This window comes from Pseudomonas sp. Leaf127 (assembly GCF_001423155.1).
Taxonomy (GTDB): Bacteria; Pseudomonadota; Gammaproteobacteria; order Pseudomonadales; family Pseudomonadaceae; genus Aquipseudomonas; species Aquipseudomonas ovata.
On record NZ_LMOA01000004.1, the window covers coordinates 42,300 to 61,463 of the forward strand.

The 19,164-nt window shown below is 61.4% G+C and carries 18 protein-coding genes and 1 pseudogene; 11 read left to right on the forward strand and 8 right to left on the reverse strand.

The genetic code is table 11. From position 1 onward, the window contains the following. The first annotated feature begins 9 nt into the window (after positions 1–9). A complete protein-coding gene (locus tag ASF84_RS05075; protein WP_056835918.1) occupies positions 10–633 on the forward strand; it encodes a TetR/AcrR family transcriptional regulator in 624 nt (207 codons plus the stop codon). A gap of 234 nt (positions 634–867) precedes the next feature. Here the strand turns inward: ASF84_RS05075 and ASF84_RS28980 are convergent, their stop codons facing one another. After that, entirely contained in the window at positions 868–1,197 is a 330-nt protein-coding gene (locus ASF84_RS28980) for a hypothetical protein (RefSeq protein WP_156684155.1), read from the reverse strand. 53 nt (positions 1,198–1,250) lie between these two features. Here ASF84_RS28980 and ASF84_RS05080 point away from each other — a divergent pair, with 53 nt between their 5' ends. The 7 genes from ASF84_RS05080 (at position 1,251) to ASF84_RS05110 (ending at position 8,334) form a co-directional block, all read left to right on the forward strand. Next, entirely contained in the window at positions 1,251–2,489 is a 1,239-nt protein-coding gene (locus ASF84_RS05080) for an OprD family porin (RefSeq protein ID WP_056835920.1), read from the forward strand. Positions 2,490–2,718: 229 nt separating this feature from the next. Continuing rightward, positions 2,719–3,525: an NAD-dependent epimerase/dehydratase family protein gene (locus ASF84_RS05085; RefSeq protein ID WP_056835921.1), complete on the forward strand. Its 807-nt coding sequence runs from the start codon at positions 2,719–2,721 to the stop codon at positions 3,523–3,525. A gap of 26 nt (positions 3,526–3,551) precedes the next feature. Then, a complete protein-coding gene (locus ASF84_RS05090) occupies positions 3,552–4,430 on the forward strand; it encodes a glucurono-1,5-lactonase (RefSeq protein ID WP_056835923.1) in 879 nt (292 codons plus the stop codon). A gap of 61 nt (positions 4,431–4,491) precedes the next feature. After that, complete coding sequence (locus ASF84_RS05095) at positions 4,492–5,463, forward strand: TRAP transporter substrate-binding protein (protein ID WP_056835925.1); 972 nt, start codon at positions 4,492–4,494, stop codon at positions 5,461–5,463. A gap of 67 nt (positions 5,464–5,530) precedes the next feature. Next, positions 5,531–6,058, forward strand: a complete 528-nt coding sequence (locus ASF84_RS05100; protein ID WP_056835927.1) for a TRAP transporter small permease — start codon at positions 5,531–5,533, stop codon at positions 6,056–6,058. Continuing rightward, a complete protein-coding gene (locus tag ASF84_RS05105) occupies positions 6,059–7,339 on the forward strand; it encodes a TRAP transporter large permease (RefSeq protein ID WP_056835929.1) in 1,281 nt (426 codons plus the stop codon). Positions 7,340–7,413: 74 nt separating this feature from the next. Continuing rightward, positions 7,414–8,334 carry an EamA family transporter gene (locus ASF84_RS05110; RefSeq protein ID WP_056835931.1) on the forward strand — a complete coding sequence of 307 codons (921 nt, stop codon included), beginning with the start codon at positions 7,414–7,416 and terminating at the stop codon, positions 8,332–8,334. Between the two features lie 228 nt (positions 8,335–8,562). On the opposite strand, the gene ASF84_RS05115 is transcribed toward ASF84_RS05110, so the two are convergent. After that, complete coding sequence (locus ASF84_RS05115) at positions 8,563–9,855, reverse strand: MFS transporter (protein ID WP_056835933.1); 1,293 nt, start codon at positions 9,853–9,855, stop codon at positions 8,563–8,565. A gap of 535 nt (positions 9,856–10,390) precedes the next feature. Continuing rightward, positions 10,391–10,567 (reverse strand): annotated as a pseudogene (locus tag ASF84_RS30120) (general stress protein); the annotation flags it as partial. A gap of 277 nt (positions 10,568–10,844) precedes the next feature. On the opposite strand from ASF84_RS30120, the gene ASF84_RS05125 reads away from it, so the two are divergent. After that, the gene (locus ASF84_RS05125) at positions 10,845–11,630 is read left to right on the forward strand and encodes a sulfite exporter TauE/SafE family protein (RefSeq protein WP_056836075.1); all 786 of its coding nucleotides are present in this window, start codon (positions 10,845–10,847) and stop codon (positions 11,628–11,630) included. Between the two features lie 183 nt (positions 11,631–11,813). Here ASF84_RS05125 and ASF84_RS05130 read toward each other — a convergent pair whose 3' ends face one another. Beyond that, positions 11,814–12,017, reverse strand: a complete 204-nt coding sequence (locus ASF84_RS05130) for a hypothetical protein (protein ID WP_056835937.1) — start codon at positions 12,015–12,017, stop codon at positions 11,814–11,816. Between the two features lie 208 nt (positions 12,018–12,225). On the opposite strand from ASF84_RS05130, the gene ASF84_RS05135 reads away from it, so the two are divergent. Continuing rightward, complete coding sequence (locus ASF84_RS05135) at positions 12,226–13,353, forward strand: DUF3182 family protein (protein WP_056835939.1); 1,128 nt, start codon at positions 12,226–12,228, stop codon at positions 13,351–13,353. Continuing rightward, a complete protein-coding gene (locus ASF84_RS05140; protein WP_056835941.1) occupies positions 13,337–14,107 on the forward strand; it encodes an alpha/beta hydrolase family protein in 771 nt (256 codons plus the stop codon). Before ASF84_RS05135 ends, ASF84_RS05140 begins: the two co-directional genes overlap by 17 nt. Positions 14,108–14,120: 13 nt before the next feature. Here the strand turns inward: ASF84_RS05140 and ASF84_RS05145 are convergent, their stop codons facing one another. From ASF84_RS05145 to kdgD, 4 genes are all read right to left on the reverse strand, one after another. Beyond that, a complete protein-coding gene (locus ASF84_RS05145; RefSeq protein WP_056835943.1) occupies positions 14,121–14,336 on the reverse strand; it encodes a PLD nuclease N-terminal domain-containing protein in 216 nt (71 codons plus the stop codon). Between the two features lie 500 nt (positions 14,337–14,836). After that, positions 14,837–16,390, reverse strand: coding sequence for a galactarate dehydratase (gene garD / locus ASF84_RS05150; RefSeq protein ID WP_056835945.1), 1,554 nt, complete (start codon positions 16,388–16,390; stop codon positions 14,837–14,839). A 10-nt stretch (positions 16,391–16,400) separates the two neighbouring features. Continuing rightward, positions 16,401–17,876 (reverse strand): MFS transporter, encoded by a 1,476-nt coding sequence (locus tag ASF84_RS05155; RefSeq protein ID WP_442963023.1) that lies wholly within the window; start codon positions 17,874–17,876, stop codon positions 16,401–16,403. 68 nt (positions 17,877–17,944) lie between these two features. Continuing rightward, positions 17,945–18,856: a 5-dehydro-4-deoxyglucarate dehydratase gene (gene kdgD, locus ASF84_RS05160; protein WP_056835949.1), complete on the reverse strand. Its 912-nt coding sequence runs from the start codon at positions 18,854–18,856 to the stop codon at positions 17,945–17,947. Positions 18,857–19,164 lie beyond the last annotated feature (308 nt).

Genomic DNA, 19,164 nt, shown 5'->3' on the forward strand with positions numbered 1-19,164 from the left:
GGAGTGCATGTGAGCGGATTGCGGGAACATCAAAAGCAGCAGCGACGCCAGGCCATTGCCTCGGCGGCGATCGAGCTGTTTCAGCGCCAGGGTTTCCAGGCCACCACTATCGAGCAGATCGCCAAGGTCGCCGGAGTGTCGGCGCCTACGGTGTTCAAGTATTTCGGCAGCAAGCAGGAAATCATTCTGGAAATGGTCAGGGAAGCCGACCGTCGCGCCATTCATGACCTGCGCGAGCAGGTGCGCGATATCGACGACCCGGTCGATGCGCTCTGCCACATGGAAAGCCTGCTGGTGGGCTACAGCCTCGACGTGTTGCCGGCGTCGCTGTGGAAAGAACTGCTGCCGCTGATTCTTACCGGCGGCACCGACCTGCCCGAAGCCTATCGCCAACTCAACGGCGGCCTGCAGGCCGAGATTGCCGGTGTGCTGCGCGAGCTGCAAGGCGCCGGCAAGCTGCGCCCTGACCTGGACGTGATGCAAGCGGCGTTCATGCTCAATGACTACTCACATCTGCAACTGCTGCGCCTGACCAGCAGCGCCACGCCCGACCTGCAGGCGCACCGCGAGAACGTGCGCATGACCACCCGTTTCATGTTCGAAGGCATGCGCAACCCGCTGACGCCGGGCTGATCGTCTACTGCACCAGAGGCGCAGCAAACAGGGTAGGAGCGCGCTTGCCCGCGACCGAGTGCGCAGCGCTCGCAAAAATTGTGTGGCCGCTGAAAATTTACGACTGCTAACGCAGCCGGTCGCGGGCAAGAGATCAACACGTTATTTTGTGTTTGATGAATGTGGCGGTGACCCCAGGCAGGCAAGGGCAAACCGGCCATTATCGGGACGGTCGAGCATGTCATCAGATGTCTTTTAATTATTTTTAGCTGGCCACAAGCCGCTATGTCTATGAATTGCCCGGGAAACCTCCAGTACCTGCGACTTAAGGCTAATAACCCAGCCGTTGACAAGTTTTTCACGCTTCTTAATAATCGCGACAGTCATACGATAACGCACAACAAAAACAACAATGAGTGAGTCGCCTATGTCGCCTTTATCCCAGCGCGTCCGCGCACCGCATTCCTGTACTTCGCCACCGGCCCATTCTTTCAGTTCATCAAGCGCTGTCGAGAGTCCGTAGCGGCCTGCCTGCACACGTAAATGGCGGCCCGAAACGCCCCTGACAACCTCTGCCCTTGCCACGGCCATATGCCTTGTGGACGGGCTGTCTCACCCTGAACGGAAGCACAACAATAATGAAAATACGCCAGCCCCTTCCCTTTGCCCTTCTCAGTGCCAGCCTGCTCGCCAGCCTGCCCGGCGCCAGTTCTGCTGCCGGTTTCATCGAGGACGGCAAGGCCACGCTCGGCCTGCGCAACTTCTACATCAACCGTAATTTTGTCGACCCGGCCAACGCCCAGAGCAAGGCAGAAGAATGGACCCAGAGCTTCATTCTGGATGCCCGCTCGGGCTTTACCGAAGGCCCGGTCGGTTTCGGCGTGGACGTGCTGGGCATGTGGTCGCTCAAGCTCGACGGCGGTGGCGGCACCTACGGCACCGCCCTGTTGCCACGGCACAGCGACGGCCGCCCGGCCGATGACTACGGGCGCCTGGGCGTGGCAGCCAAAGCCCGGTTTTCCAAGACCGAACTGAAAATCGGCGAGTGGATGCCGGTGTTGCCGATCCTGCGCGCCGACGACGGTCGCTCATTGCCGCAGACCCTGCGTGGCGGCCAGATCACCTCGAAGGAAATCGAAGGCCTGACCCTCTACGGCGGCCAGTTCCGCGCCAACAGCCCGCGCAACGACGCCAGCATGGAAGACATGAGCTACGGCGGCGGCCTGTCGGACCGCTTCAACTTCGTCGGGGGTGAATACACCTTCAACCAGAACCGCACCCTGGTAGGCGTCTGGAACGCGGTGCTCAAGGACGTCTACGAGCAACAATATGTGCAACTGACCCACAGCCAGCCGATCGGCGACTGGACCCTGGGTGCCAACCTGGGCTATTTCCAGGGCGAGGACGATGGCTCGCGCCGCGCCGGCCGCCTGGACAACAAGACCTACTCGGGCATGTTCTCGGCCAAGTACGGCGTCAACACCTTCTATGTCGGCCTGCAGAAAGTCAGCGGCGACACCTGGATGCGCGTCAACGGCACCAGCGGCGGCACCCTGGCCAACGACAGCTACAACGCCAGCTTCGACAACGCCAACGAGCGCTCCTGGCAAGTGCGTCACGACCTCAACTTCGCCGGCCTGGGCGTGCCTGGCCTGACCCTGATGAACCGCTATATCAGCGGCCAGGACGTGCACACCGGCGCGATCACCGATGGCAAGGAGTGGATCCGCGAGTCGGAACTGGCCTACGTCATCCAGAGCGGCACCTTCAAGAACCTGAACGTGAAATGGCGTAATTCCAGCATTCGTCGCGATTTCAGCACCAACGAATTCGACGAAAACCGCCTGATCATCAACTACCCTCTGTCGATTCTGTAGGAATCAAAGGCAGTCGGCGCTCAGGTTGCCCGCCACCCTGCGGGTAACCCGGCACGTTTGCAGGCCCTTGCCGCAGCAGTCGCCGGCAAGCCGCCCCCTACAGGTCTGCGCTGTATCGGGCAGGCCGTGTCGGGACAAATTGACAAGCAGCAAAATGACTGCTGATAATCGTCGCAGTCATACGACAACATATAACGCACAACAATTTAAACAACTAGCAGAGCTGGCCATGACCACAACACCTTTCAATCGCCTGCTGCTCACCGGTGCAGCAGGCGGACTGGGCAAGGTTCTTCGCGAACGCCTCAAAAGCAGCGCCGCGATCCTGCGTCTTTCCGATATCAGCCCGATGGCACCGGCGACCGGTCCGCACGAAGAAGTCGTGCAGTGCGACCTCGCCGACAAGGCTGCCGTGCATGACCTGGTAGCCGGCGTGGACGCCATCGTGCATTTTGGCGGCGTCTCGACCGAGCACTCTTTCGAAGACATCCTCGGCCCCAATATCAGCGGCGTCTTCCATATCTACGAAGCGGCGCGCAAGCACGGCGTCAAGCGCGTGATCTTCGCCAGCTCCAACCATGTCATCGGCTTCTACAAGCAGGACGAGCAGATCGACGCCCGGTCGGCGCGCCGCCCTGACAGCTATTACGGCCTGTCCAAGTGCTACGGCGAAGACATGGCCAGCTTCTACTTCGACCGCTACGGCATCGAGACCGTCAGTATCCGCATCGGCTCGTCGTTTCCAGAGCCGCAGAACCGCCGCATGCTCAGCACCTGGTTGAGCTACGACGACCTGACCCAGTTGATCGAACGCGGGCTGTTCACGCCCGATGTCGGCCACACCGTGGTCTACGGCGCCTCGGCCAACCGCGACGTCTGGTGGGACAACCGCCATGCCGCGCACCTGGGCTATCAGCCCAAGGACTCCTCCGAAGTGTTCCGTCCGGCCGTGGAAGCCCAGCCCATGCCGGCGGCCGACGATCCGGCCATGGTCTACCAGGGCGGTGCCTTCGTGGCCGCCGGCCCCTTCGACTGACCTTCAACGCGCAAGGAAGCCCTGACATGCACAGTGAACTGCTCGTTGATGCGCGCAACCTGACCGGCGAAAGCCCGGTGTGGGACGCCACTGAAAACGCCCTGTACTGGGTGGATATCCCTGCCGGCCAGTTGCATCGCTGGGGGGCGGCCGATGGCAAGCACCAGGTGTGGCAGGGTGATGAGCCGCTGGCCTGTATCGCTCGTCGCGGCCAGGGCTGGATTGCCGGCCGCCAGAGCGGCGTGTTCGAACTGCAGACCAATGACCAGGGCGGGCTGGACAGCCGGTTGCTGCATGCGGTCGAACATGCCCGGCCCGGCATGCGTTTCAATGATGGCCGCTGCGACCGGCAAGGCCGGTTCTGGGCCGGCACCATGCTGATGGATATGCAGGCCGGTGCCCGCGTCGGCGCGCTGTATCGCCACGACGGCGAAGGTCTGCATCTGCAACTGGAAAAGATGATCGTGCCCAACGGCCTGGCGTTCAGCCCCGACGGCACGCGCATGTACTTGTCCGACTCGCACCCGGACGTACAGGCCATCTGGACCTTCGACTACGACATCGACAGCGGCACGCCGCACAACCAGCAGTTGTTCGTCGACATGCGCGCCCTGCCCGGTCGCCCGGACGGCGCGGCCATCGACCAGGACGGCTGCTACTGGATCTGTGGCAACGACGCCGGTCAGATTCATCGCTTTACCCCGGACGGCCGTCTGGACCGCTCGCTCAGCGTACCGGTCAAGAAACCGGCCATGTGCGCCTTTGGCGGCGCGAACCTGGACACGCTGTTTGTCACCTCGATACGCCCCGGCGGCATCGACCTCAGCGACCAGCCCCTGGCGGGCGGGGTCTTTGCCTTGAACCCTGGCGTCAAGGGCCTGGAGGAGCCTGCCTGTCGACGCTGATGCCTGACTGCCGCACTCACATTCGAACGAAACCAGATAATAACAACACCGGAGTTTCACCATGACCTTCAAACGCAAGCTGCTTCTTGCTGTTCTTCCGTTGGCGATCAGCCTCTCCGCGACCGCCGCTGAGGTGAAAATCAAATTCGCCGAAATCCACCCGGCCGGCTACCCGACCGTGGTGGCCGAAGAGAACATGGGCAAGAAACTGAAAGAGGCCAGCAACGGCGAAATCACGTTCCAGATGTTCGCCGGCGGCGTACTCGGTTCCGAGAAAGAAGTGGTCGAGCAGGTGCAGATCGGTGCCGTGCAGATGGCCCGCGTCAGCCTGGGCATCGTCGGCCCTGTCGTGCCGGACGTAAACGTGTTCAACATGCCGTTCGTGTTCCGCGACCATGCCCACATGCGCAAGATCATCGACGGCGAGATCGGCCAGGAGATCCTCGACAAGATCACCAATTCCGAATTCAACATGGTGGCCCTGGCGTGGATGGATGGCGGCACTCGCAACATCTATACCAAGAAACCGGTGCGCAAGATCGAAGACCTCAAGGGCATGAAAATCCGCGTGCAGGGCAACCCGCTGTTCATCGACATGATGAACGCCATGGGCGGCAACGGCATTGCGATGGACACCGGCGAGATCTTCAGTGCCTTGCAGACCGGCGTGATCGACGGTGCGGAAAACAACCCGCCGACCCTGCTGGAACACAACCACTTCCAGAGCGCCAAGTACTACACCTTGACCGGTCACCTGATCCTGCCGGAGCCGGTGGTGATCTCAAAGACCACCTGGAACAAGATGACGCCTGACCAGCAAGCGCTGCTCAAGAAGGTCGCCCGCGAAGCGCAGATGGAAGAACGCGCCCTGTGGGACGCCAAGTCGGCCGCCAGCGAAGAAAAACTCAAGGCCGCCGGTGTCGAGTTCATCACCGTCGACAAGAAACCTTTCTTCGACGCCACTGCACCGGTTCGCGAAAAATACGGCGCGCCGTATGCCGACCTGATGAAACGCATCGCTGCCGTCCAGTAATACCGTTCCCCACCCAGATGACCCCTGCAGGCGCGGCCACCACCGCCCTGCAGCCTTGGATGTGCCTATGAAAACGTTCTTCCTGCGCCTGAACGACACGCTGTACAGCAGTTGCATCTGGATTGCGGGCCTGTCGATCCTGACCATGACGCTGATCATTCCCTGGGGCATCTTTGCCCGCTACGTGCTGGGCACCGGCTCCAGCTGGCCGGAGCCGGTGGCGATCCTGCTGATGATGGTGTTCTGCTTCATCGGTGCGGCCGCCAGCTACCGGGCCGGTGCGCACATGGCCGTGTCGATGGCCACCGACCGCATGCCCGAGCCACTGCGCAAGCTGTTGGCTGTGGTGGTGCAATTTCTGATGATCGCGGTGTGCGTGTACATGACCTGGTACGGCGCGCGCCTGTGCATGACCACCTGGAACCAGTTCATGGCCTCGCTGCCGAGTGTGCGGATCGGCATGACCTACGCACCGATCCCCATCGGCGGGCTGTTGACCCTGGTCTTTGTGCTGGAAAAACTCATCCTGGGCGATCAGAGCCACCGCAAGGTCGTGCGCTTCGACCACATCGAAGAAAACGAAGGAGCCGCCTGAATGGATGCCTTGATTCTCCTGGGCAGTTTCATCCTGCTCATCCTCATCGGCATGCCGGTCGCCTATGCGCTGGGCCTGTCGGCCTTGATCGGCGCCTGGTGGATCGACATTCCCCTGCAAGCCATGCTGATCCAGGTGGCCGGCGGGGTGAACAAGTTCTCGCTGCTGGCCATCCCGTTCTTCGTCCTGGCTGGCGCAATCATGGCCGAGGGCGGCATGTCACGGCGCCTGGTGGCCTTTGCCGGGGTGCTGGTGGGCTTTGTCCGCGGCGGCCTGTCACTGGTCAATATCGTGGCCTCGACTTTCTTCGGCGCCATCTCCGGCTCCTCGGTGGCCGACACCGCTTCGGTCGGTTCGGTGCTGATTCCGGAAATGGAGCGCAAGGGCTATCCGCGCGACTTCTCCACGGCAGTGACCGTCAGCGGCTCGGTGCAGGCCCTGCTGACGCCACCGAGCCACAACTCGGTGCTCTACTCGCTGGCCGCCGGCGGCACGGTGTCGATCGCCTCGCTGTTCATGGCCGGTGTCGTGCCGGGGCTGTTGATGAGCGCGATCCTGATGGGCTTGTGCCTGATTTTCGCCAAGAAGCGCAATTACCCCAAGGGTGAAGTGATTCCGCTGCGCCAGGCGCTGAAGATTGCAGCCGACGCGCTCTGGGGCCTGATGGCCATGGTCATCATTCTGGGCGGCATCCTGTCGGGCGTGTTTACCGCGACCGAATCGGCGGCCATCGCGGTGGTCTGGTCGTTCTTCGTGACCATGTTCATCTACCGCGACTACAAGTGGCGCGACCTGCCCAAGCTGATGCACCGCACGGTACGGACCATCTCCATCGTGATGATCCTGATCGGCTTTGCCGCCAGCTTCGGCTACGTCATGACCCTGATGCAGATCCCGGCCAAGATCACCACGACGTTCCTGACCCTGTCGGACAACCGCTACGTGATCCTGATGTGCATCAACGTCATGCTGCTGTTGTTGGGCACGGTGATGGACATGGCCCCGCTGATCCTGATCCTGACCCCGATCCTGCTGCCGGTCATCCAGGGCATTGGCGTGGACCCGGTGCACTTCGGCATGATCATGCTGGTCAACCTGGGCATCGGGTTGATCACACCGCCGGTGGGCGCGGTGCTGTTCGTCGGCTCGGCGATCGGCAAGGTCAGTATCGAATCGACGGTCAAGGCGTTGCTGCCGTTCTATGCCGCGCTGTTTCTGGTACTGATGGCCGTGACCTACATTCCGGCCCTGTCGCTGTGGTTGCCTAGCGTCGTTCTCTGATACTGCATGAATGAAAGGCGGGCCATCCTGGCCCGCCTTTTCTTTTTCTGGCCTTTTGCAAATGGATTGTGCTCATGGCGGTTTCCGCATCTTCTCCTGTTCCATTGCCACGCCACGTGGCCGTGGCCCTGCTCGCGCTGCTGGCCTGCTGTTTTGCCGGCAATCACATTGCGGCGCGCTTCGCTTTCGATGACGGCACCGGCGTCTTGCTGGCGATCCTGTGCCGCTCCGGGATCACCTTGCTGGCCCTGGCCGGCCTGCTGCTGTGGCAGCGCCAGTCACTGAGCCTGCCCAAGGGCAGCTGGCGCTGGCAATTGCTGCTGGGCCTGCTGATCGCCACCCAGAGTTTGTGCCTGTATTCGGCAGTGGCGCGCATTCCGGTGGCGCTGGCGTTATTGGTGGGCAACACCTTCCCGATCCTGCTGGTGCTGCTCGGCTGGGCGCTGGGCGGACCGCGCCCGACGCGGCGCACGGTGTTGTTGATGGGCATGATTCTGGTCGGCCTGGTGCTGGCGCTGGACGTGCCGGCGCGCCTGGCCAGCAGTGGCGAGTCCAACCCGCACTGGACCCTGGGGGTCAGCCTGGCCTTCTGCGCGGCCTGTGTATTTGCCTGTGCCTTGTGGATCACCGATCACAAACTGGCCGCGGTGCGCGGCCCGGTGCGCAGCCTGCTGACCTTGCTGGTGGTGTTTGTGAGCATGATGGTCGCCGGGGCCAGTGGCGTGATGCCTTCGGGGTTGTCGGCACCGTCCAGCAGCACCGGCTGGGTGGCACTGGCCAGCCTGGTGGTGCTGTATGGCATGGCGTTCACCTTATTGTTCGTCTGCGTGCCGCGCCTGAACATGGCGCAGAACGCGCCGGTGATGAACATCGAGCCGATCGCGACCCTGATCCTGGGCTGGGCGCTGCTCAACCAGAGCCTGAGCACCGGGCAGGTGCTGGGGGCGGCGGTGGTGATCAGCGCGATCGTGCTGCTGACCTGGCGCAAGGCGTAATCCCCGGTAGGAGCGCGCTTGCCCGCGACCGAGTGCGCAGCGCTCGCAAAATTGTGTAGACGCTGAAAATTTACGACTGTAAATCTGCGAAACGCTGAAAATTTACGACTGTAAATCTGCGAAACGCTGAAAATTTACGACTGTAAATCTGCGAAACGCTGAAAATTTACGACTGCTAACGCAGCCGGTCGCGGGCAAGCGCGCTCCTACAGATCGGGCGTCTGACAATCAGGCCGGTTGTGCAAGCGTCTCCACAGGTGGCGCAGCCGGCTCGCTGCGCACTTCGCGGGCCAGGTTCCATACCAGCACGGCGGCGACGATGTCGAACGCTGCCAGCACCACGAACAGCGGGCTGTAGCCGATCTGCGTGACCAGCACACCAAAGACCAGGGTAAACACCGCCGCGCCCAGGTAGCCGAACATCCCGCCCATGCCGGTGGCCGTCGCCACCTGGTCCTTGCTGAACGAGTCGGAGGTGATCGAGTACAAGGCACCCGACAGGGTCTGGTGGGCAAACCCGCCGATGCACAACAACGCAATGGCCGTGTACGGGCTGTCCACCAGGCCGATGCAGGCCGGGCCGATCATGCAACTGGCACCGAACACCAGCACCATCTTGCGCGAGGTGAACAACGACACCTTGCAGTAACGGTGAAACAGCGGGCTCAGGTAGCCGCCCAGCACACAACCGATGTCGGCGGCCAGGAACGGCAGCCAGGCGAACATTGCCACTTCCTTGATGTTCATGTGCCGTTCGGTCATCAGGTACAGCGGGATCCAGGCGTTGAAGGTCTGCCAGGCCGGCTCCGAGAGGATGCGCGCCGAGGCGATGGCGTAGAAGTTGCGTTCCTTGAAGATCTTCTTCCAGGCGCCCTTCTCGCGCCGGGTGACCTGAAAGTGCGCTTCCTGGCCGCTGAGGATGTAGTCACGCTCTTCGTTGCTCAGCAGCTTCTGGTCCCTGGGGTGCTTGTACAGCAGCAGCCACAACAGGGTCCAGACGATGCCCGCCCCTCCAACGATCAAAAATGCCAGCTGCCAGCCGCTGTGCAGGATGGCCCAGACCACCAGCGGCGGCGCCAGCAAGGCGCCCAGTGACGAGCCGATATTGAACCAGCCGATGGCCACCGAGCGCTCTCTGGCCGGAAACCATTCGGTGGTGGCCTTGACCCCGGCCGGCAAGCCTGCCGCTTCGGTCATGCCCAACAGGCCACGCATGAACGCCATGCTCTGCCAGCCGGTGGCCAGGGCCGCGCCTGCACAGGCCACTGACCACGCCATGGCGAAGACCGCAAAGCCCAGCTTGGTGCCGATGAAGTCGATGAACCAGCCGGCGACCGGCTGCATCAGCGCATAGCAGATCTGCCAGGCCGCAACGATCTTGGCGTACTGCTCGGTGGAGATCGACAGGTCGGTCATCAGCGTCGGGGCGGCGACCGAAAGGGTATTGCGCGCAAGGTAATTGACGACGAGTCCGGCCGTGACAAGGCTGACCATCCACCAGCGGATGCCTTTAATCTTCATGGTTCACCTGAATTATTTTTAGAGGGCGGGTGATTGCCTCGACGTCGGAAAAATCTTCGAGACAATTTGTTTCAAAATAATTCTGGCACGTTACCAGACGTCGTACAACGAATTTTGATTAGCCGTTGGTCTATGGCTCAACGCCGGGCGCACCGGTCGTGGTGCGCCCTGACAAAAGAAGTCGGGAAAGGTCTCAATGCGCGAGAAAGTGCGCAGATGGGGGGCTATATACAAGCAAGGGGGCATTGCCCCCTTGCTTCACTGCTGCGTGCCATTACTCCTGGTCCTGCCCTTGCTGACCACCACCCTTGCCCTGTTGTCCTCCGTGCTTGCCTTGGTGGCCACTGTCCTCATCCTGCTGGCCTTGTTGATCATCGCTTTGATCCTGTTGCCGGCTACCCTGGCCCTGTTGGCCGCTGCCTTCATCCTGCTGGCCGCTGGCCTGGCCTTGTTGCCCGGCGTTGTCGTCCGTTTGCTGCATGTCGTCGTCTTGCTGCCCGCCGCTGCCGGACTGTTGTGCAGAATCATTCTGCTGGGAACCGCCACCCGAAGCCTGCCCTCCTTTTCTACCGGCCTCGGCGGCGCGCTCAGGGTCATTGGCAAAATTGCCGCCTGACACATGGCCACCCTTTTTACCCGCTTCGGAGGCGCGTTCAGGATCGTTGGCAAAGTTTCCGGGGTTTTCTTTGCCGGTATTTTCTGATTCGGCCATTTCCATATCCTCTTGTCATGGCGAGCCGCTTCAGTGCGGTCGCACCCTGTATGAGGCGGCGACAGAAACAGTTGATCCGTGCAGTCGACCAGTGGCCAGACGAATGGACAGGCTATATCCAGCCCTTCTAAAGCCGTGCAGCAACCAATCATCAGGCAATAAAAAAACAAACGGTTATAACCTTAGTCCATATATTCATAACCATCGGGTATATAAGCCGTTATGCTGCCCGCCACTTTTTACCTGACAACAGATAACTGTGGTGTAGGGCGTGATGATGGAAGTTGGCGGTCTTGGTTTTGTAGTGGCCGGCCTGGTGGTCGGTTTTATCGTCGGCATGACCGGCGTCGGTGGCGGCTCGTTGATGACCCCGATCCTGTTGTGGTTCGGCATCAACCCGGCGACTGCCGTGGGCACGGACCTGCTGTATGCGGCCATCACCAAGGCCGGCGGCGTGTACGTGCACAAGAAGAATGACAACATCGACTGGAAGATCACCGGCTGGCTGACCCTTGGCAGCGTGCCGGCGGTCCTGCTGACGCTGTGGTTTCTCAGCAGCCTGGACAGCTCGCCCGATGCGCTCAATGCCATCATCAAGCAGGCCCTGGGCTTTGTGCTGTTGCTGACCGCGCTGGCGATCCTGTTCAAGAAGCGCCTGCTGGCCTTTGCCCATGACCGTGCCGACGGTCATTCGCTGTTCAAGGACTCCAGCCTCAATGGGCTGACGGTCATCACCGGCCTGGTGCTGGGCACCATGGTGGCCCTGACCTCCATCGGCGCCGGCGCCCTGGGCACGGTGGCACTGTTCATTCTCTACCCGCTGCTGCCGACCCGCCGCCTGGTGGGCACCGAGATCGCCCATGCCGTGCCGCTGACCCTGGTGGCCGGCATCGGCCACGCGAGCATGGGCAACATGAACTGGGAACTGCTCGGGTTTCTGTTGCTGGGCTCGCTGCCGGGCATCTACATGGGCAGCCATATGGCCGGACGGGTTTCCGATGAGTTATTGCGCCCTTGCCTGGCCGTGATGCTGGGGTTGATCGGCTTCAAGCTGGCGTTCTGACTGGCAGGCTGGATAAATCGAGCGCGTTCTCGTTTCGTCCACATCCCTTTCACATCCTCTTCACGTCAGCGATCTTAAAGTTACCCCACTCCTTTGATGAATCCCCTTGGCTCACCTCCCCCGGTGAGCCATTTTTTTTGCCTGCATTTTCTTGCCTGTCATGAAGGCTCAGTGCATCGGTTTTCAACGTACCTGGGGATCGTCGCCGCTCTTGAGCGTCGACACCATCACCGGTCCGTTGAGCACACCGGGGGCCTGCAGTTGCGCCAGCCGTTCACTGCTGTTGCCGTTGACCACCTGGCTGCTCCACTGCCCGGCGACACTGGCCAACCAGGCCAGCAACAGCAAGGCGGTGATCTGCAGCGTCCATTTGGTAAGCGTTGCCATGGTCGTACTCCCCTAATCATTCCAATGCCGGGGATATAACCACTGCTCTGTTGCAAAGCCATTGCAACGCGCCATTCAAGCCGACCGCTTATCCGTGCACCGGAACTCCAGAGCGCAATCGTCCTTCCATACGCTACAAGGCCGGCCAACGATTGCCGCAGGGTCGGCCCTCGTTATTGCAGACAAGGCATCGCCAAGGAGTCAGTCCATGCGCGGATCAGGAACAGGCCAGGGTCGTATCGAAGTCGTTCTGCTCCCCACTGAAAAAATCCTCGGCCAGCATGAGGTCGTCGTACACCAGGCCCTGGGTCGGCAACTGGCCCGACTGTTGGGCGGCGAGTTCACCGGCACCTTCGATGCAGCGCAGCCTCAAGGTCGCTCGCTGTATTTCGTGCCTTCCGACACGCTGGTCGACCCGCCGCGCGCCAGACAGCTGAACATTCGCGGTGCGGATGATGTGTTTGGTGGCCTGGTGAGTGAGCCATTCATGGCCACCAAAGCCATTTCGCATGCCTTGCCCGATCAAGCCAGTGCCCGCCCGCCAGGGTGGTCTGAGGCCTTTCATGATCAGGCCGGCGATGCCGTGCTGGCCGGTTTCAGCGTGTTCAGCGAGGCCGACGCCCGTCAGGCCGGGCAGCAGATGCTGGCTGACGGCCCGGTGCGCATCAAGCCGGTGCGCGCCACCGCCGGGCGCGGCCAGATCGTTGCGCAGGACTCTGGCGAACTGACAGCGGCACTGGCCGAACAGGACTTTGCCGAAGTGGCGCGCTGGGGCCTGGTGATCGAGCAGGACTTGCAGGACGTAGTCACCTACAGCGTCGGCCAGGTTTCAGTTGCAGGCGGCGTGGCCAGTTACCACGGCACCCAGAGCCTGACCCGCGACAATCAGGGCGCAACGGTGTATGGCGGTTCATGCCTGTGGATTGTGCGCGGCGGCTTTGACGTGCTGCTCGACCAGCCGCTGCAGGCGCCTGTACGCCGCGCCGTGCAGCAGGCCATCGCCTATGACCGGGCAGCGCAGGCCTGCCTGCCAGGCTTTATTGCCTCACGGCGCAATTACGACATTGCCCAAGGCGTCAATGCCCGAGGCCAGGCCTGCTCCGGGGTGCTGGAGCAGTCCTGGCGCATCGGCGGTGCCAGCGCCGCCGAGATCCACGCCCTGCTGGCCTTTGCCGCCGATCCGGCGCTGTCACGCCTGTGTGTCTCGACTCATGAGGTTTACGGCCGGGACACACCGCTGCCCTCCCATGCCCAGGTGTTGTACGAGGGCGAAGACCCTCAGCTGGGCTTTCTTCGTAAATACACGCAGGTCCAGCCTTATGACTGTGAGCAGTGAAAGCATTGAAATTGCCGTCGGTGAACAATCGATCTGCGGCACCGTCCTGACCCCCAGCCCCAGAATGCCGGGGATCCTGTTCGTGCATGGCTGGGGCGGCAGCCAGCAACGCGACCTGGCACGGGCCAAGAACATCACCGGCCTGGGCTGCGTGTGCCTGACATTCGATCTGCGCGGCCATGAACGCACCGAGGCGCTGCGCACTACCGTGTCACGCGAACACAGCCTGGAAGACCTGCTGGCGGCCTATGACAAGCTGGTCAGCCATCCGCTCGTGGACCCCGCTGCCATTGCCGTGATCGGCAGCAGTTATGGCGGTTACCTGGCGACGATTCTGAGTCGTCTGCGGCCGGTCAAATGGCTGGCCCTGCGGGTACCGGCGCTGTACTGGGATGCCGACTGGGAAATGCCCAAGCAGGCACTGGACCGTGACCGGCTGGCGCACTACAGGCGCTCGGTGGTGACCGCCGCCGACAACCGCGCGCTGGCGGCGTGCAAGGAATTCAAGGGGGACGTGTTGCTGATCGAGTCAGAGCGGGACGACTATGTGCCGCACGCGACCCTGATGAGTTACCGCAGCGCCTTCGAGCAGGCCCATTCACTGACGTACCGTCTGGTAGACGGCGCTGATCATGCGCTGAGCAGCGACATCAGCCAGAGCGTGTACAGCTCGATGTTGACCAACTGGGTCAGTGAGATGGTGATCGGTGACCGCTTGACGGGCTATCCCCATCATTCGGCCACCTGGTCTTGAACATGGCTGGATATCAATAACGCGCCGGGCCCGATTGATGTCGCGGACCGGCAACCACCCAGGCCAGTACCCCGAGAACCGGTACGGCCACGATGCCGATGATCCACATGGCTTTGTTACTTGCGCTGGTGTGGCTGGAGCGGACCCGCATCACGGCCCACAGGTCCGACAGGATGATAAGCGCGACCAGCAGTACGACTCCCCACAGCCCTGTTTCTGACATTGGCATCTGAAACCTCCTGACCTTTCGGTTTATTGCCCCGGCGCCAAATGCGACGCTCTTGAATAGAAGAGGTCTGCATCGGGGGGAAAGTTCAGAGAAGTCAGATAAAACGCAGGGCAATTGCCGGACGGTCCTGCCGCGAGCAGAGCGCCGTCCCACAGGTTCGGCACTCGACGAAATTCAACTAACTGACTGACCTTACCCCGAGCGACCAACAGTCGCGAATGCAGGCGGTCAGGCACTGAAGATCTTGAATCCACCGGCCCTTTCGCGACCGCGTGGGCGAGTCCATCTGATTACAGAAACAGCGACCTGCATTCGACGAAATTCAGCTAACTGACTGACCTTACCCCGTAGGAGCGACCAACGGTCGCGAATGCAGGCGGTCAGGCACTGAAGATCTTGAATCCACCGGCCCTTTCGCGACCGCGGGTCGCTCCCACAGAAACAACGACCTGCGCTCGACGACGTTTAGCTTGACTGACTGGCATCGGTCCTACATGCGATCAGGTCACCGGTGCCGGGTTGAACAGTGCCAGGTCGTTGTGCAGGCGGTAGTGTTCGGTCCAGGTCTTTTTCTTGCCGCTGGCCACGTCCAGGTAGTACTGGAACAGCTCCCAGCCCAGTTCTTCGATGCTGGCGCGCCCCGTGGCGATGCGGCCGGCGTCGACGTCGATCAGGTCCGGCCAGCGCTGGGCCAGTTCGGTGCGGGTCGAGACCTTGACCACCGGCGCCATCGCCAGCCCATAAGGCGTGCCGCGGCCGGTGGTGAACACGTGCAGGTTCATGCCGGCCGCCAGTTGCAGCGTGCCGCAGATAAAGTCGCTGGCCGGGGTGGCACAGAAGATCAGGCCCTTGCTGCTGACCCGCTCGCCGGGGCCGACCACGCCGTTGATGGCGCTGTTGCCGGACTTGACGATCGACCCCAGGGATTTCTCGACGATGTTCGACAACCCGCCCTTCTTGTTGCCCGGCGTGGTGTTGGCGCTGCGGTCGGCCTCGCCTTTGGCCAGGTAGCGGTCGTACCAGTCCATCTCGCGCACCAGTGCCTGGGCCACCTCCTGATTCTCGGCGCGCGAGGTCAGCAGGTAGATGGCGTCGCGCACTTCAGTGACCTCGGAAAACATCACCGTGGCCCCGGCGCGCAGCAACAGGTCCGAGGCATAGCCCAGCGCCGGGTTGGCGGTGATGCCGGAAAACGCATCGCTGCCGCCGCACTGCATGCCCAGGATCAGCTCGGAGGCCGGCACCGTTTCACGGCGGCGCTGGTCGAGTTTTTTCAGGCGCACTTCGGCCAGTTCCATGATCTGCTCGATCATTTCGTTGAAGCCGGTGCTGGCATCCTGCAGGCGGTACAGCCACGGCTCGCTGAGGTCCACCGACGGGTCCTGCTCGTGCATGACCTGCCCGGCCTGCAGTTTTTCGCAGCCCAGGCTGATCACCAGCGCCTCGCCGCCCAGGTTCGGATTGCGCGCCAGGTTGCGCACGGTGCGGATCGGAATGTAGGCGTCGGTGGCGGTGATGGCCACGCCACAACCGTAGGTGTGGGTCAGGGCCACCACGTCGTCGACGTTGGGGTATTTGGGCAGCAGTTCATCACGGATGCGCTTGACAGCATGGTCCAGCACGCCGGTCACGCACTGCACCGTGGTGGTGATGCCCAGGATATTGCGCGTGCCGACGGTGCCGTCGGCGTTGCGGTAGCCTTCGAAGGTATAACCTTCCAGCGGCGCTTCCTTTTCCGGCACGGCATCGGACATCGGCAGCTTGTCCAGCTCCGGCGCCGACGGCATGCGCAACAGGTCTTCCCTGACCCAACTGCCGCGCGGGATCGGCTGCAAGGCATAGCCGATGGTCTGCCCGTAGCGGATCACCGGATCCCCTTCGGCCAGGTCGACGGTGCTGATCTTGTGGCTCTGGGGGACGTTATCGATCGTCTCCAGGCCATCCTCAAAGCGGGTGCCGGCAGGCACACCCTGGTCATTGACCACTACAACCACGTTATCCAGCGGGTGGAGCCGGATATGCCGTGGCGAATCGGCATGTTGAATCAGGTTCATCACGGTTTCCTCAGGATTTGGCTTGGGAAAGGTCGCTGTCGTTCAGCGCAGGCCCCTGTACAGGCGGCTCTTTCAATTCCACACGCTTGATGTCTCCGACGATAAAGATGTAGCTGATGACGGCCAGCAGTGCGTTGGCACCGACGAACACCAGTGCCCACTTGAACGAGCCGGTGCTGCTGATGATGTAGCCGATCACGATCGGGGTGGTGATCGAAGCAATGTTACCGAAGGTGTTGAACAGGCCACCACTGAGACCGGCGATCTGTTTTGGCGACACGTCGGACATGACAGCCCAACCCAGTGCGCCCACGCCTTTACCGAAGAATGCCAAGGCCATGAAGCCGACCACGACCCACTCTACGTCGACGTAGTTGCAGGTGACGATGGAGGTCGACAGCAGCAGACCGAAGATGATCGGTGCCTTGCGGGCGAAGGTCAGCGAGTGGCCTTTACGCAGCAGGTAGTCGGAAATAACCCCGCCCAGTACCCCGCCGATAAAGCCGCAGATGGCCGGCAAGGAGGCGATGATGCCGGCCTTAAGAATGGTCATGCCACGCTCTTGAACCAGGTACACCGGGAACCAGGTCAGGAAGAAGTAGGTGATGCCGTTGATGCAGTACTGGCTCAGGTAGATACCCAGCATCATGCGGTTGGTCAGCAACTGACGAATGTAATCCCACTTCGGACCGCTGTTGGCGGCCTTGTCCTTGCCTTTGCCCTTGTCCTGGTCCATGTCGACCATGCCGCCATTGCTGGCGATGTACTCAAGCTCGGCTTCGTTGATGCGCGGGTGCTGACGCGGGCTGTAGATGACTTTCATCCAGATGCCCGAGAACACGATACCGGCGGCGCCCATGACGATGAACACATGCTGCCAGCCGTAGGTGTAGACGATCCAGCCCATCAACGGTGCGAACAACACGGTGGCAAAGTATTGCGCCGAGTTGAAAATCGCAGAAGCGGTGCCGCGTTCGGCGGTCGGGAACCAGGCGGCGACGATGCGCGCGTTGCCCGGGAACGATGGCGCTTCGGCCAGACCGACCAGAAAGCGCAGCATGAACAGCGCAACGATGGCGGTGGAGATGCCGAATTCACCCACATAGCCTTGCAGCAGGGTGAACAGCGACCAGGTGAAAATGCTGATGGCATAGACTTTCTTCGAGCCGAAACGGTCGAGCAGCCAGCCGCCAGGAATCTGACCGGCGACGTAGGCCCAGCCAAATGCGGAGAAGATATAACCCAGGGTTACGGCAGTGATGCCGAGGTCTTTCTGCAGGCTGGAACCTGCGATGGCGATGGTGGCGCGGTCGGCGTAGTTGATCGTGGTGACCAGAAACAGCATCAACAGGATCAAATAGCGGACGTGCGTCGGCTTGGACTTTTGCATTCGGTATAACTCCCACTCATTATTTTTTTTACGCGGGTGATGCTTTTTGGGTGTAGCGCTGCAGGCCCCTTGGAAGCGTTGGTGGCGACAACGGATTCCACCTGCAGAGGGTCCAACGACAAAGACCGCGGAGCGTACTCAGCGGCCTTTGCCTGTCGTGGGAGTTACTGCGCGCCTTGCTTGTCCATCAGCGCGGCGAGCAGGTCGACTTCTTCAGCAGTCAGGTCGGTCAGCGGAGCGCGAACCGGGCCTGCGTCGTAGCCTGCGATCTTGGCGCCGGCCTTGACGATGCTGACGGCATAACCGGCCTTGCGGTTGCGCAGGTCCAGATAAGGCAGGAAGAAATCATCGATGTACTTGCCAACGGTCTCGTGATCGTCACGAGCAATGGCGTGGTAGAAGTTCATCGCCAGCTTCGGTACGAAGTTGAATACGGCAGACGAGTAGACCGGTACGCCCAGGGCCTTGTAGGCAGCGGCGTAGACTTCAGCGGTTGGCAGACCACCCAGGTACGAGAAGCGGTCACCCAGGCGGCGGCGGATCGAAACCATCAGCTCGATGTCACCCAGGCCGTCTTTGTAGCCGATCAGGTTTTCGTTGCGCTCGGCCAGTTTTTCCAGCAGTGGCGCGGTCAGGCGGCAGACGTTGCGGTTGTAGACCACGACGCCGATCTTGACCGATTTGCACACGGCTTCAACGTGGGCGGCAACGCCGTCCTGGCTGGCTTCGGTCAGGTAGTGAGGCAGCAGCAGCAGGCCTTTGGCACCCAGACGCTCGGCTTCCTGGGCCATTTCGATGGCTTGACGGGTCGGGCCACCGACACCGGCCAGAATTGGCACAGTCTTTTCGCAGGTATCGACGGCAGTCTTGATGATCTGCGAGTACTCGCCGGAGGTCAGGGAGAAGAACTCACCGGTACCGCCAGCAGCGAACAGGGCACTGGCACCGTACGGGGCCAGCCACTCAAGGCGCTTGATATAGCCTTCGCGATGGAAATCGCCTTGGGCATTGAAGTCGGTGACAGGGAAAGACAGCAAACCGTGGGAAAGGATGGACTTTAGTTCTTGTGGATTCATTGTTCGAACACCCTGGGGGACATTGTTGTGGTGAATAAGTCATCAGCCGTGTGCCGATGTCGTAAGTCATCGTACAACTGAAAATAAAATGTCTCAACAGGGATTTGCAAAATTTTTCTGCGGGGGCTTGGCTGGAGGGGGTAAGCCTTTGATTACAAGGCGTTTGCGAGGGGTTGATCAAGGAAAGAAGTTATACGATCACTCTACCCGGAGCGTAATGGGCATCGGCACGAAATCGCGCTCATCAGACACACCCCATGATCGGCATGGAAATCCCCCTGTAGGAGCGACCAACGGTCGCGAAGGCC

Bases quoted from the DNA above. Each gene is read 5' to 3' on its own strand.
- ASF84_RS05085 (WP_056835921.1), top strand. From the start codon at position 2,719: ATGACCACAACACCTTTCAATCGCCTGCTGCTCACCGGTGCAGCAGGC.
- ASF84_RS05125 (WP_056836075.1), top strand. From the start codon at position 10,845: ATGGAAGTTGGCGGTCTTGGTTTTGTAGTGGCCGGCCTGGTGGTCGGT.
- ASF84_RS05135 (WP_056835939.1), top strand. From the start codon at position 12,226: ATGCGCGGATCAGGAACAGGCCAGGGTCGTATCGAAGTCGTTCTGCTC.
- ASF84_RS05140 (WP_056835941.1), top strand. From the start codon at position 13,337: ATGACTGTGAGCAGTGAAAGCATTGAAATTGCCGTCGGTGAACAATCG.
- ASF84_RS05145 (WP_056835943.1), bottom strand. From the start codon at position 14,336: ATGCCAATGTCAGAAACAGGGCTGTGGGGAGTCGTACTGCTGGTCGCG.
- ASF84_RS05130 (WP_056835937.1), bottom strand. From the start codon at position 12,017: ATGGCAACGCTTACCAAATGGACGCTGCAGATCACCGCCTTGCTGTTG.
- garD (WP_056835945.1), bottom strand. From the start codon at position 16,390: ATGAACCTGATTCAACATGCCGATTCGCCACGGCATATCCGGCTCCAC.
- ASF84_RS05095 (WP_056835925.1), top strand. From the start codon at position 4,492: ATGACCTTCAAACGCAAGCTGCTTCTTGCTGTTCTTCCGTTGGCGATC.
- kdgD (WP_056835949.1), bottom strand. From the start codon at position 18,856: ATGAATCCACAAGAACTAAAGTCCATCCTTTCCCACGGTTTGCTGTCT.
- ASF84_RS05105 (WP_056835929.1), top strand. From the start codon at position 6,059: ATGGATGCCTTGATTCTCCTGGGCAGTTTCATCCTGCTCATCCTCATC.
- ASF84_RS05110 (WP_056835931.1), top strand. From the start codon at position 7,414: ATGGCGGTTTCCGCATCTTCTCCTGTTCCATTGCCACGCCACGTGGCC.
- ASF84_RS05080 (WP_056835920.1), top strand. From the start codon at position 1,251: ATGAAAATACGCCAGCCCCTTCCCTTTGCCCTTCTCAGTGCCAGCCTG.
- ASF84_RS05100 (WP_056835927.1), top strand. From the start codon at position 5,531: ATGAAAACGTTCTTCCTGCGCCTGAACGACACGCTGTACAGCAGTTGC.
- ASF84_RS05090 (WP_056835923.1), top strand. From the start codon at position 3,552: ATGCACAGTGAACTGCTCGTTGATGCGCGCAACCTGACCGGCGAAAGC.
- ASF84_RS05115 (WP_056835933.1), bottom strand. From the start codon at position 9,855: ATGAAGATTAAAGGCATCCGCTGGTGGATGGTCAGCCTTGTCACGGCC.